Raw genomic sequence first — 12,825 nt, 5'->3', positions numbered from 1 at the left:
TCCTCGTTGTGCCAGTTCGCGTCGTAGAACGGGGCCTTGCCGACGAGGAACTGCGGCATGTTTCGGCGGCGAGGTCGTGGCCGAGCAGCCGGATCGTGGTCGGGTCGGAGGTGCCGAGGGAGGTGGGGAAGCTCAGCTGGTCAGCCATGCGCGGATCTCCTCGCCGTGCTCGTCGAGACCCGGCGGCGGCAGCTCGTACCGGGCCGGGGTGTCGGAGAAGGTGATCGGGTTGCGGACGCCGGGCACGTCGCCGACGGTGACCACGGGGTCGAGGCCGAGCTCCTCGGCCAGGGCGACCCCGCCGTCGATGGTGTTGATCGGGGCGCAGGGCACCCCGGCGGCGAGCAGGTCGCGGAACCACTCGTCCTTGGTGCGCCGGGCCAGCCGCTCGACGAGGATCGGGCGCAGGGCCTCGCGGTGGGCGGTGCGGTCCTGGTTGCGGCCGAAGCGGGGGTCGTCGGGCAGGTCGGGCAGGTCGAGCACCTGGCACAGCTTGCGGAACTGCCCGTCGTTGCCGGCGATGACGATGAGCTCGCCGTCGGCGGTGGGCAGCGGCTCGTAGGGGAACAGGCTCGGGTGGGCGTTGCCCATCCGGAACGGCACGGTGCCGCCGGCGACGTACCCGCTGCTGTGGTTGACCAGGCCGGACAGGGCCGAGGAGAGCAGGTTGACCTCGACGTGCTGGCCGGTGCCGGTGCGGTCGCGGTGGTGCAGGGCGGCGAGGATGCCGATGCTGGCGTGCAGGCCGGCCATCACGTCGAACACGGAGATGCCGGCCCGGTAGGGCGGGCCGTCGGGCGCGGGGTCGAGGCGACGGTGTCGTACCTGATGGACGCCATGAGCGAGGAGGCCTGGCGCAGGGGCATGAACCCCGACATCCCGGCCACGGCGGTGCTCGACAACCCGTACACGTACACCGAGTGGGACGCCGGCTCGGCCCAGTGGAAGCATGAGCCTGCCGCCCGGGTGACCGCCCGGGCGGCCGGTCGAGCACGGACGGAGGGAGCCCGATGGCACGCGAGGCGGGACCGGACTTCATCGAGGCCCTGGCCCGCGGGCTCGACGTGCTGCGCTGCTTCCGGCCGGGCCAGGCGGTGATGACGCTCAGCGAGGTCGCGGGCGTCACCGGCCTGGCCCGGCCCACCGTCCGCCGCATCCTGCTCACCCTGGAGGAGCTCGGCTACGTCCGGGTCGCCGACCGGGGGTACGCGCTGACCCCCCGGGTGCTGGAGCTCGGCATGTCCTACATCAACTCGCTGACCATGTGGGACGTCGCCCGGCCGCACATGCAGCGGCTCGTCGCGCAGACCGGCGAGTCCACCTCGATGGCCCAGCTCGACGGCGGCGACATCGTCTACGTCGCGCGGGTCGCCGTACCGAAGATCGTCACCCTGGCGGTGACCATCGGCACCCGCTTCCCCGCCCCCGCCACGTCGATGGGCAAGGTCCTGCTCGCCGCGCTCGACCCCGCCGGCCTCGACCGGGCGCTGGCCGAGCCGGGCCGCTCCGGGGTCGTCTCCCGGTGGCAGCCGGACCGCGCCGAGCTGGACCGGGCGCTGCGCGACGTGCGGGCCAAGGGCTGGGCGCTCGCCGACCAGGACCTCGCCCCCGGCATCCGCTCCGTGGCCACCGGCGTGCACAACGGCGACGGCCGCATCGTCGCCGCGCTGAACGTGACCGTGCACGCGGCCGACACCACCGTGGAGACCCTTGTCGACGAGCACCTGCCGCGCCTGCTGCGCACCGCCGCCGACATCAGCCGAGACTGGGCGCTGCGCGACAGCGTCCCGCTGGCCGCGCCCGCCCCGGGCTGAGCGCCCCCAGGCCAGGCCCGGCACCGGCTTCGGCCGGGCGACCGAGCCCGACGCCGGACAGCCCCGCGTCGGCTGGGGTCGACCGCGCTGCCCGACCGGCGGCAGCACGCGCCGGGCCGGGCCGGGCCGCCCGTCAACCGGCGGTGAGCCCCGTCAACCGGCGGTGAGCGCCCGGTGCAGGCGGCGCGCCTCGGTCACCACCCGGCTCGTCCCGCGCCGGCCGGCCACCTCGGCCAGCCCCGGCACCTCGACGCGCACCCCGGTGGCCGTGGCCGTCTCTGCGGCCAGGGTCAGCAGGTCGGGCAGGCCCCGGGGCGGGGTCGCCGCGGCGAGCAGCGGGGGCAGCGCCGCGGCCGTCAGCCGCCACACGCTCAGCGGCGCGCCCGCCCCCGCCGCGTCGCGCAGCGGCTCGACGGCGCGGGTCAGCTTCACCAGGTTGCCCGCGACCAGGTCGCCGAGCCGCGCGCCCACCCCGGCGGCGTCGAGCCGGCCGGTGGCGGCCAGGCCGAGCAGGGCGTCGAGCGCGGCGACCCGGTCGGCGCCGTGGCGCGCGCCGAGCCCGTAGGCCAGGGCCACGTCGACGGCGGGCCCGCCGGCACCGCCGCACTCGGCGAGCAGGGGCAGCGCCAGCGCGCCGTCGCGCCGGTCCAGGTCCGCGGCGGCGGTCACCTGCGGCAGCACGTACGCGGCGACGACGCCGAGGTGGTGCGGCAGCACCGACGGCCACATCCGCGCCCAGGTGGCGTGGTCCGTCTCCATCGGCGGCGGGTCGACGGTCAGCAGCCCGTACGGGTCGGGGTAGCCGGCCGGCGGGCGCAGCTCGACCGCGATCCGCCGGGGCGGGAGCTGGTCGTGCTGCCAGTCGTAGCCGACCTTGCGGGGGCGGCGGGCGAGCGGGATGATCCGGGCGACCGGGTCGGGCAGCCCGCCGGCGCGCAGCCAGGCGGCGAGCCGGTCGCCGGCCGGGGTGCGCAGCGCCTCCGCCTTGCCGGCGAGGGTGTCGTCGACGCCGGGGGGCAGCCGCAGCAGCGCCTGGGTGAGGTCCCACCGCCAGGGCTGGCGCTCGCCGAGCGCCGTGAGCCGCTCCAGCAGGGCCAGCGGGTCGAGCGCGCCGTTGGCCGAGGTGGGGGCGGCGAGCAGGCCGGCGTGGCCGGGCTCGCCGAGGTGGTGGCCGACCTCGGCGAGGCGGGCGCGCAGCAGCGCGTGCGGCGCGGGCACCCGGGGATCGGTGACGACCAGCTCGCGCGGCGGCCCCTGCGGGCCGGTGCGTCGCACGGCGGCGAGCAGCGCGGCCCACCGACCGCGCTGCGGGACGGCCGGGCGGGGCTCGCCGGCGGTCTCCAGCAGGTCGCTGACGAGGCCGCACAGGCAGCACGGGTCCCATTGGTGCTCGGCGGCCCAGGCCCAGTGCCGGCGGGCGAGGACCGGGTCGAGCGCGGCGCGCAGCCGCGGGCCGTCGGTCGGGGCGAGACGGACCAGCCCGTCGAGGATCCGGTCGAAGGGCTCGCCGCGGTGTTCGGTGCCGACGAGCGCGGCGACCTCCTCGGTGAGTTCGTCGAGGTCGGTGATCGGGGCCGGCGCGGGCGCGGGCGGGCCGGGGTGGGGCAGGTCGTCGCCGCGCGCGACGGCGACCGCCGGCGCGGTGTCGCCGCCGGCCGGGACGGGACCGCCGACCGCCGGGGCGGGGCCGTGCCGGGCCGCCAGGGCCGCCGCCCGGTCGCGCACGTCGACGGCGGGGTGCCCGGCGGCGACGGCGATCACCTCGGCGATCTGGGCCGCCCGGTCCGGGTGCCGGCGGGCGAGCCGGTCGAGCCAGGCGAGCTGGCCGCGCACCAGCGCCTTGTCGGGGCGCAGCAGGACCTCGCGGGAGGCCGCGAGCACGGCCTCCGGCTCCGGGTCGGGCAGGGCGCGCAGGGCCTTCTGCGCCATGACGGCGACGGGGGCCGGTGCGTCGGCGAGCAGGCGCAGGTAGTCGGTGGCGCGGGCGGCGACCTCCTGCGCGCTGGGCGCTAGCTCGTGCAGCAGGACGGTGAACGCGCGCAGCGCGGCCGGGCGGTCGCCGCGCAGCAGCCGGCCGAGCGCGCCGTCGAGCAGGGCCGCCCGGTCGACGACCCCGTCGGCGGCGAGCCGCGCCAGCGCGGTGGGCAGGACGTGGCGGTGCCGGCTCTCCCAGTCGGTGTGGACCTCGTCGAAAATCATGGGCGCGCCGATGCCGTCGATCTCGAACAGCCGGGGCAGCAGCGCGGGCAGCAGCGGGTCGTTGCGTAGCCGGTCGAGCAGCGGCACGGGCGCGCCGCGGCGGCGGTCGGGGGTGGCCAGCGACTGCACCCACAGCTCGACGAAGCGCTCCCCCGTCGGCGGCGCGGCGTCGGCGGGCAGCAGCCCGGCGGCGAACCGCCAGTGCCCGATCCAGGCGTCGCGGGCCAGCCTGTCGGCCAGCCGGCGGGCCAGCTCGGGCAGCCAGTCGATGCCCCGCTCGGCGGCGACGACGCGGACGAGCCGGGCCGCCCGGTCGCCGTCGACGGTGACGGAGCGGCGGGTGAGGATCGCGGCGGCCTGGGCGGCGGTGGGCAGGCAGCCAACCACGGCGACGGCCAGGGCGGTGCCCTTGGCGCTGCCCCAGAAGGTGGACCGGCGCGTCTTGAACCACTCGGTCAGCTCGCCGCCGACGGCGCGGCGGCGCTGCTCGGGCAGCCCGGTCAGGGCGGCGGCGACGAGGTCGGCCGACCCGGCGTCGACGAGGTCGAACAGGTCGCTGCTGCCGCCAGCCGCCAGCTCCCACCGACGCCGGACCGTGGACTTCACACCGCCTCCCGCGCGACGGAGCCGGCCATCCGGGTGGCCAGCGCGTGCTTGCACGGCCCGCGCTGGCCGCGGTGCTTGGCCCACCAGGGGCAGGTGCAGGTGTACGCGTCGTCGGCGAGCCGCCGCACCCGGTAGACCTGGTCTGCGCTGCGGACGGTGGCCCCGGCGTCGTCCGCGTCGACGGCGCCGGACTCGACCAGCGCCCGCGCGCCCACCAGGCGGGGGTTGTCGCGCTCGGCCCGGCCCGCGTCGTAGGGCATGACGCGGTGGAAGTACGCCGCCTCGGCGACGTCGTAGCCGACCCGTCCCGCGGTGCCGAGCTGGGCGAGGGCGCCCCGCACCCGGGTGGCGTCGAGGCCGGCGGCGCTCGCCAGGGCGTCCACGTCGATCGTCGGGTCCCAGGCCAACAGGGCCGAGACCAGCTCGGCGTCGTCGGCGACGTCGTCGCCGGCGAGGGCGGCCAGCGCGGCGCCCTCGCCGGAGAAGCCCCGGTAGGGCTCCGGCGACAGGGTCAGCGACAGCCGCAGCGCCCCGGTGTCCAGCTCCCAGGTGCTGGGCAGCGCCCCGGCGCCGGGCGCGACGGTCGGACCGTAGACGGTCAGGGTGCGGGCGTGGCGCAGCAGGCCGCGCAGGGCGGCGAGCCGGCCCGCGCCGGCCAGGCAGACCGCGCCGGCCACGGGCCGGGAGGTCAGCCGCAGGCTCCGCCCGGCGGGCACGGCCCAGAGCACCGACCGGTCCCCGGCGGTGGGCAGCCGGCGCAGGAACGTCGCCGCCTCGGCCGCCGGGAGCTGGGCGCGCGGCTCGAACCCGGCGGCGAGCACCTGCACCTCGGCGAAGCCGCGCAGCCACCGCTGCGGCAGGGGCACCTTCTTCTCCACGACCGCGCCGTCCATCGTCTCCACGGTGAGGTCGTCGGGGCCGACGGACAGGCGCAGCGGGTCGAGGCCGCCGACGCGCGACAGCGCCTCGCGCAGCGGGTTGTTGACGTCCACGTTGGTGGTGCCGTGCTCCAGCACGTCGCCGTCGAGCCCGTCGGGCAGGGCGTCCAGGCGGGCGTAGACGCCGCAGCAGCCGGAGAACGACTCGAAGCGCAGCCGGTCGCGGCTGCCGGTGACCACCGGGTCGAGGCTGGCCGGGCTCACCGGCCGGAAGTAGCGGGTGCGGGCGACCTCGGCGACCGCGAGCAGCCCGACGGCGGCGGCCTGCGGCGTGGTGAGGAAGCCGCTGAAGAAGCGGGGGTTCGGGGCGGGCCCGCCGCTGGTGGACAGGGCGAGGCCGGACCGGCTCAGGGCGGAGGATCCGAGGTACCTGTACGTCTGTTGGGCGCTCACGGGCCCGGAGGGTACAAGATCCCCCCGACACCGCGCCCCGGCCGGGCCTCTCGCGCCCTTGGGTCACCAGGGGTGCAGGGTGCCGTCCTCCAGGCGGTTGACCGGCAGGTACGCCGGCGAGTAGGGGTAGCGGGCGGCGGCCTCCTCGTCGATGTCCACCCCGAGCCCCGGCGTCTCGGCGGGGTGCAGGTAGCCGTCGGCGAAGTGGTAGCCGTGCGGGAACACCGCGTCGGTCTCCTCGGTGTGCCGCATGTATTCCTGCAGGCCGAAGTTCGGGATCGCGAGGTCCAGGTGCAGGGCGGCGGCCAGGCAGACCGGCGACAGGTCGGTGGCGCCGTGGGAGCCGCTGCGCACGTGGTGCAGCGCGGCGTAGTCGAAGATGCGCCGCAGGTGGGTGATGCCGCCGGCCCGCACCACGGTGGTGCGGACGTAGTCGATGAGCTGCTCGCGGATGAGCGTGGTGGCGTCCCAGACGGAGTTGAACACCTCGCCGGTGGCGATCGGCGTGGTGGTGTGCTGCCGGATGAGCCGGAAGCCCTCCTGGAACTCGGCGGGGACCGGGTCCTCCAGCCAGGTCAGCGCGTACGGCTCCAGGCTGCGGCCGAGCCGGGCCGCCTCGATGGGGGTGAGCCGGTGGTGCACGTCGTGCAGCAGCCGCAGCGTCGGGCCGAACTCCTCGCGGACCCGGGCGAACACGCCGGGGGTGTGGGCCAGGTAGCGGGCCGTCGACCAGACCGTCTCGGTGGGCAGCGCCGCGTCGGCCGGCTCGTAGAACATCTTGTCGGCGCTGACGCCGTACGTCTTGGCCAGGCCCGGCACGCCGCTCTGCACCCGCACCGCCCGGTAGCCGAGGTCGACGAAGCGGGCCACCTCGGCCAGCACCTCGTCCACGGTCTCGCCGTTGGCATGGCCGTAGACGGTGACGCCCTCGCGGGACCGGCCGCCGAGCAACTGGTAGACCGGCAGGCCGGCGACCTTGCCCTTGATGTCCCACAGCGCGGTGTCCACCGCCGCGACGGCGCTCATGGTGACCGGGCCGCGCCGCCAGTACGCCCCCTGGTAGAGGTACTGCCAGGTGTCCTCGATCCGGGCCGGGTCGCGCCCGATCAGCAGCGGCACGACGTGTTCGCGCAGGTACGCCTCGACGGCCAGCTCGCGGCCGTTGAGGGTGGCGTCGCCGACCCCGGTGACGCCCTCGTCGGTGATGATCTTCAGGGTGACGAAGTTGCGGCCGGGGCAGGTGACGATGACCCGGGCGTCGACGATCCTCACGCGCTCTCCTCCGTCGTGTCGGTGGCGGGGCCGGTGGCGTCGGCCGGCGCGGCGAGCACCCCGGCGAGCCACGCGAGCTGCCGGCGGACCTGCACCGCCTCCCCTCCCTCGTGGCCGTTGAACGGGTAGACGTGCACCACCCGCTGCGGCGGCTCCGGCCGGCCGTTGGCGGCGCCGTACTGGTTGTGGGCGGCGAACACGGTGCTCGGCGGGCACACGGTGTCGCGCAGGCCGACGCCGAAGTGCGCGGGCGCGACCGCCCGGCGGGCGAAGGTGACGCCGTCGACGTAGGACAGGGTGCGCCGCACCGCCTCCTCGGCCGTCCGGTCGGCGGCGAGGTAGCGGGCGATCTCGCCGTACGGCTCGGCGTCGGTGATCTCGATGGCCCGCTGGACGTGGCACAGGAAGGGCGCGGTGGTGATCAGGGCCGCCAGGTCGTCGACGAGGCCCGCCACCGCGAGGGCGATCCCCCCGCCCTGGCTGTTGCCGGCGGCGACGACCCGGCCGGGGTCGACGCCCGGCAGCGCACGGGCCGCCTGCACGGCCCGCACGGCGTCGGTGATCAGCCGCCGGTAGTAGTAGTCCTCGGGCGCGAGGATTCCCCAGGTCACCGGCCAGGGGCCGCCCGGGGCGCCAGCACGTGGGTCGGGGGTGTCGCCGGCCGCGTAGTGGCCGGACTGGCCCCGGGCGTCCATCAACAGGTGCGCGTAGCCGGCCACCGGCCAGGTGAGGCGCTCGTGCGGCAGGCCCCGGCCGCGCCCGTAGCCGACGTACTCCACGACGAGGGGCAACGGCCCGTCCGCGCCGGCGGGACGGGTGTACCAGGCCCGCACCGGGTCACCGCCGTAGCCGGCGAACGTGACGTCCCAGGTGTCGACGAGTCGCAGGTGGGTCGGCTCGGGCCGGACGTCGACGAGCACGGGGTGCTCGGCCGCCGCCGCGAGGGTGGCCTGCCAGAACGCGTCGAAGTCGGCAGGCTCGGCCACGGTGGGGGCGTACTGCCGGAGCTGGTCGAGGGGCAGGTCGAAGTGGGGCATGGAACCTCTCCGAAATTTTCGAGGACTGTAACACGCGCGACGCCCAGGTACGATGACCCCCGTCGATCCACTCCGGGCACGACGAGCCTTGACATGCCCATTTAGGGCCCTTAAGTTGCCCGAAATAGGTCACGCGGGGATTTCCGAAAATTTCGGGCCGGCTCGCCGTCGCCAGTCGTCGCGGGCCACCGGGGAGCCTCCCGGGCCCGGCTGAAGGGGTGTGGCATGAACAGTCAGCTGCCCGTCCACGACGCGGAGGCGTCCCCGGACGCCGCGCGGTGGCGCGACCCGCGGCTGAGTCCGACCGAGCGCGCCGACGCCCTGCTGCCGCTGATGTCGCTTGAGGAGAAGGTCGCCCAGCTCGTCGGGGTGTGGGTCGGCGCCGACCCCTCCGGCGAGGGGGTCGCGCCGCACCAGGCCGACATGGTCGACGGCGAGCTGCGGTGGAGCGACGTCATCCGGCACGGGCTGGGGCAGCTGACCCGGCCGTTCGGCACCGCACCGGTCGACCCCGTGGCCGGCGCGCGCTCGCTGGCCGCGTCCCAGGCCGAGATCGCGGCGGCGAGCCGGTTCGGCATCCCGGCGCAGGTGCACGAGGAGTGCCTCACCGGCTTCGCCGCCTGGCGCGCGACCGTCTACCCGACGCCGCTGAGCTGGGGCGCGTCCTTCGACCCTGAGCTGGTCGCGCAGATGGCCGGCCAGATCGGCCGGTCCATGCGGGCGGCCGGGGTCCACCAGGGCCTGGCGCCGGTGCTCGACGTGACCCGCGACCACCGGTGGGGCCGCACCGAGGAGACCATCGGCGAGGATCCGTACCTCGTCGGGACGACCGGCGCGGCGTACGTGCGCGGCCTGGAGGCCGCCGGCATCGTCGCCACCCTCAAGCACTTCGCGGGCTACTCGGCCTCGCGCGGCGGACGCAACCTGGCCCCGGTGTCGATGGGCCGCCGGGAGCTGGCCGACGTCATCCTGCCGCCGTTCGAGATGGCGCTGCGCCTCGGCGGCGCCCGTTCGGTGATGCACTCCTACGCCGAGATCGACGGCCTGCCCGTGGCCGCCGACGAGGGACTGCTGACCCGGCTGCTGCGCGACGAGTGGGGCTTCACCGGCACCGTGGTCGCCGACTACTTCGCGGTGCGCTTCCTCCAGACGCTGCACGCGGTCGCCGCCGACGGCGTCGAGGCGGCCCGGCTCGCCCTGCGCGCCGGGATCGACGTGGAGCTGCCCACCATCGACGCGTTCGGTCCCCCGCTGGTCGAGGCGGTCCGCGCCGGCGAGGTCGACGAGGCGCTGATCGACCGCGCGCTGCGCCGGGTGCTGGCGCAGAAGGCCGAGCTGGGCCTGCTCGACCAGGGCTGGCAGCCGCTGCCCGACGGCGTCGACGGGCTACGCCTCGACGACGCGGGCGCGCAGGAGGTGGCCCTGCGCCTGGCCCGCGAGTCCGTGGTCCTGCTGCGCAACGACGGCGGGCTGCTGCCGCCGGCCGCCGGCCGCCGCGTCGCCCTCGTCGGCCCGGTCGCCGACGACCCGATGGCGATGCTCGGCTGCTACACGTTCCCCTCCCACGTGGGGGTGCGCCACCCCGAGCACGGGCTCGGCGTGGAGCTGGCCTCCCTGCGCGAGGCCCTCGGCCGCCTGCTCCCGGGGCTCACCCACGCCCCCGGGTGCGCGGTCACCGGCGACGACACCTCCGGCTTCGCCGCGGCGGTCGCGGCGGCCACCGAGGCCGACGTGTGCGTGCTCGCCGTCGGCGACCGTTCCGGCATGTTCGGCCGTGGCACGTCCGGCGAGGGCTGCGACGCCACCGACCTGCGGCTGCCCGGGGTCCAGCCCGACCTGATCCGGGCGGTGCTCGCCACCGGCACGCCCGTGGTGCTGGTGCTGCTGGCCGGGCGACCGTACGCTCTCGGGCCCGAGGTCGACTCCGCCGCGGCCGTGGTGCAGGCGTTCTTCCCCGGCCAGCGCGGCGGGCAGGCCATCGCCGAGGTGCTCACCAGCGCGGTGAACCCGTCCGGGCGGCTGCCCGTCGGCGTGCCCCGGGATGCCGGCGCCCTGCCGTCGACCTACCTCAACCCGGCGCTGGGCCGCCGGTCGGAGGTGTCGTCGGTCGATCCCACCCCGGCGTTCCCGTTCGGCCACGGGCTGAGCTACACGACGTTCGAGTGGCACGACGCGGGCGTACGCGGGGTCGACGAGGCCCCTGCCACCGGCGGCGACCGCCTCGACTGGGCGGTCGACGGCGAGGTCGAGGTCGACGTGACGATCCGCAACACCGGCGACCGGGCCGGCACCGAGGTCGTCCAGCTCTACCTGCACGACCCGGTCGCGCGGACCACCCGGCCGGTGGTCCGCCTGGTCGGCTACGCCCGCGTCCCGCTCGCGCCGGGCGAGAGCGCGCGGGTGACGTTCGCAGTGCCGGCCGACGTCACGTCCTTCACCGGCGCGCACGGCCGGCGCGTCGTCGAGCCGGGCGACGTGGAGCTGCGGCTCGGCCGGTCCAGCGGCGAGTTCGCCGCCGCCCTCCCGCTGCGCCTCGTCGGCGCCGAACGCACCGTCGGGCACCAGCGTCGGCTGGTGTCGACCGCACGCATCGCCCCCGCCGCCGTCCCGCAGTCCGCCTAGGCACCTCCGCCCCGTCCTGGAGGCCGTCGATGACCACTCCCGACACCCTCACCCCGCCGCCGGTGCCCCCGACGCGGGACGCCGCCCGGCCGGCGGGCCGCCCCGCGCGGCGCCGCACCTGGCGGCAGGCGCTGCGCAAGGACTGGCAGCTCTATTCCCTCGCCGTGGCGCCGCTGCTGTTCTTCCTGGTCTTCCGCTACCTGCCGATGGCCGGCAACGTGATCGCCTTCCGCAAGTTCTCCCCCGGCGGCAGCCTGTTCGGCGAGACCTGGGTGGGCCTGCGCTACGTACGCCTGTTCCTGGCCGACCCGACGTTCTGGGAGGTGTTCACCAACACCCTCGTGCTCGGGACGCTGACCCTGCTGTTCTGCTTCCCCCTGCCGATCGTCCTGGCGCTGCTGCTCAACGAGGTCCGCGCCCGCCGGCTCAAGCGGTTCGTGCAGTCGGTGTCCTACCTGCCGCACTTCCTGTCCATCGTGATCGTGGCCGCCATGGTCATGCAGTTGACGTCGATGGACGGGACGGTCAACCAGATCGTGCGCGGCCTCGGCGGCGAGGCCGTGCCGTTCCTCCAACAGCCGGAGTGGTTCCGCACCATCTACGTCTCCTCCGAGGTCTGGCAGACGGTCGGCTGGGGCACGATCCTCTACCTCGCCGCGCTGACCACCATCGACGAGAACCTCTACGAGGCGGCCCGCATCGACGGGGCGAACCGGTGGCGGCAGACCTGGCACGTGACGCTGCCCGGCATCCGGCCCACGATGGTGACACTGCTGATCCTCAACATCGGCACGTTCATGGCGGTCGGGTTCGAGAAGATCCTGCTGCTGTACAACCCGCTGACCTATCCGACCGCCGACGTGATCTCCACGTACCTCTACCGGATGGGCTTCGAGTCCAGCAACTTCAGCTATGCCGCCGCGATCGGCCTGTTCGAGGCCGTGATCGGGCTGACCCTGGTCCTGTCGGCGAACGCCATCTCCAAGCGCACGGTGGGGACGAGCCTGTGGTGACCGTGGAAGCCGCCGAGACCGGCGAGACCCGGCGGGTGACCCGCCGGCCGAAGGGGATCCGCCCGACCCGGGGCTACCGGGTCTTCCAGGCGGTCAACGCCGTCATCCTCACCGGCGTCGTGATCGTGACGCTGTACCCGTTCGTCAACATCGTGGCCCGCTCGCTCAGCGACGAGGCGTACATCATCGCCGGGCGGGTCAACCTCGTCCCGCGCGGGTTCAACCTGACGACGTACAAGCTGGTGATGTCCGACGCGCTGTTCTGGACGAACTACCGCAACACGGTGGTGTACACGGTGGTCGCCACGGTCATCTCCATCGTGCTGACCACCTGCTACGCGTACGTGCTGTCGAAGCCTCGGCTCAAGGGGCGCGGTGCGCTGGTCGGCATCGCCGTGTTCACCATGTTCTTCTCCGGCGGGCTGATCCCCAACTACGTGCTGATCACCAGCCTGGGCATGAAGAACACCATCTGGGCGGTCGTCGTGCCCAACGCCATCAACGTGTTCAACCTGCTGGTGATGAAGGCGTTCTTCGAGAGCCTGCCGGAGGAGCTGGAGGAGGCCGCCGCCGTCGACGGGCTGAACACGTACGGGACGCTGCTGCGGATCGTGCTGCCGCTGTCCAAGGCCATCATCGCCACGATGGTGCTGTTCTACGCCGTGTCGTTCTGGAACTCGTGGTTCACCGCGTTCCTCTACCTGGACCAGCAGGAGATGTTTCCGGTGACCGTCTACCTGCGCAACCTCATCGCGGGGGCCACCGGCGCCCAGTCGGCCGGCGGCGTCGCCGAGTCCGACGCCGTCCAGGCCGCCGCGACCCTGCAGGCGGTGACCATCGTGCTCACCACCCTGCCCATCCTGGCGGTCTACCCCTTCATCCAGCGCTACTTCGTGTCGGGCGTGATGCTCGGCGCGGTCAAGGGGTAGCC

9 protein-coding genes are annotated in these 12,825 nt (G+C 75.2%); 4 read left to right on the top strand and 5 right to left on the bottom strand.

Features of this window, described 5'->3' with window-relative positions:
* Nucleotides 1-132: 132 nt before the first annotated feature.
* Entirely contained in the window at nt 133-765 is a 633-nt protein-coding gene (locus GA0070558_RS09510; RefSeq protein ID WP_256091843.1) for a CoA transferase, read from the bottom strand.
* A 245-nt stretch (nt 766-1,010) separates the two neighbouring features.
* Between GA0070558_RS09510 and GA0070558_RS09500 the strand changes: the two genes are divergently transcribed.
* Nucleotides 1,011-1,814: an IclR family transcriptional regulator domain-containing protein gene (locus GA0070558_RS09500; protein ID WP_091277756.1), complete on the top strand. Its 804-nt coding sequence runs from the start codon at nt 1,011-1,013 to the stop codon at nt 1,812-1,814.
* A 153-nt stretch (nt 1,815-1,967) separates the two neighbouring features.
* On the opposite strand, the gene GA0070558_RS09495 is transcribed toward GA0070558_RS09500, so the two are convergent.
* The 4 genes from GA0070558_RS09495 to GA0070558_RS09480 all read right to left on the bottom strand — a co-directional run bounded on the left by GA0070558_RS09495 (nt 1,968) and on the right by GA0070558_RS09480 (nt 8,259).
* On the bottom strand, nt 1,968-4,619 hold the full coding sequence (locus GA0070558_RS09495) for a DUF6493 family protein (protein WP_256091842.1): 2,652 nt from the start codon (nt 4,617-4,619) through the stop codon (nt 1,968-1,970).
* On the bottom strand, nt 4,616-5,950 hold the full coding sequence (locus tag GA0070558_RS09490; RefSeq protein WP_091277754.1) for an SWIM zinc finger family protein: 1,335 nt from the start codon (nt 5,948-5,950) through the stop codon (nt 4,616-4,618). The genes GA0070558_RS09495 and GA0070558_RS09490 overlap by 4 nt, the downstream gene beginning before the upstream one ends.
* Before the next feature lie 63 nt (nt 5,951-6,013).
* On the bottom strand, nt 6,014-7,222 hold the full coding sequence (gene manD / locus GA0070558_RS09485) for a D-mannonate dehydratase ManD (protein ID WP_077937843.1): 1,209 nt from the start codon (nt 7,220-7,222) through the stop codon (nt 6,014-6,016).
* Nucleotides 7,219-8,259, bottom strand: a complete 1,041-nt coding sequence (locus tag GA0070558_RS09480) for an acetylxylan esterase (RefSeq protein WP_091277751.1) — start codon at nt 8,257-8,259, stop codon at nt 7,219-7,221. Before GA0070558_RS09480 ends, manD begins: the two co-directional genes overlap by 4 nt.
* A 225-nt stretch (nt 8,260-8,484) precedes the next feature.
* Between GA0070558_RS09480 and GA0070558_RS09475 the strand changes: the two genes are divergently transcribed.
* From GA0070558_RS09475 to GA0070558_RS09465, 3 genes are read left to right on the top strand one after another with little or no spacing between them, the layout of a single operon-like run.
* On the top strand, nt 8,485-10,881 hold the full coding sequence (locus GA0070558_RS09475; protein ID WP_091277749.1) for a beta-xylosidase/alpha-l-arabinosidase: 2,397 nt from the start codon (nt 8,485-8,487) through the stop codon (nt 10,879-10,881).
* 29 nt (nt 10,882-10,910) lie between these two features.
* Complete coding sequence (locus tag GA0070558_RS09470) at nt 10,911-11,894, top strand: ABC transporter permease (RefSeq protein WP_091277747.1); 984 nt, start codon at nt 10,911-10,913, stop codon at nt 11,892-11,894.
* Nucleotides 11,891-12,823, top strand: a complete 933-nt coding sequence (locus tag GA0070558_RS09465) for a carbohydrate ABC transporter permease (RefSeq protein WP_256091841.1) — start codon at nt 11,891-11,893, stop codon at nt 12,821-12,823. Before GA0070558_RS09470 ends, GA0070558_RS09465 begins: the two co-directional genes overlap by 4 nt.
* Nucleotides 12,824-12,825 lie beyond the last annotated feature (2 nt).

The organism is Micromonospora haikouensis, assembly GCF_900091595.1.
In the GTDB taxonomy this organism is placed as follows: Bacteria; Actinomycetota; Actinomycetes; order Mycobacteriales; family Micromonosporaceae; genus Micromonospora; species Micromonospora haikouensis.
The sequence above is the reverse complement of the archived record's forward strand: the minus strand, read 5'-3'. Positions and strand labels throughout refer to the sequence as shown.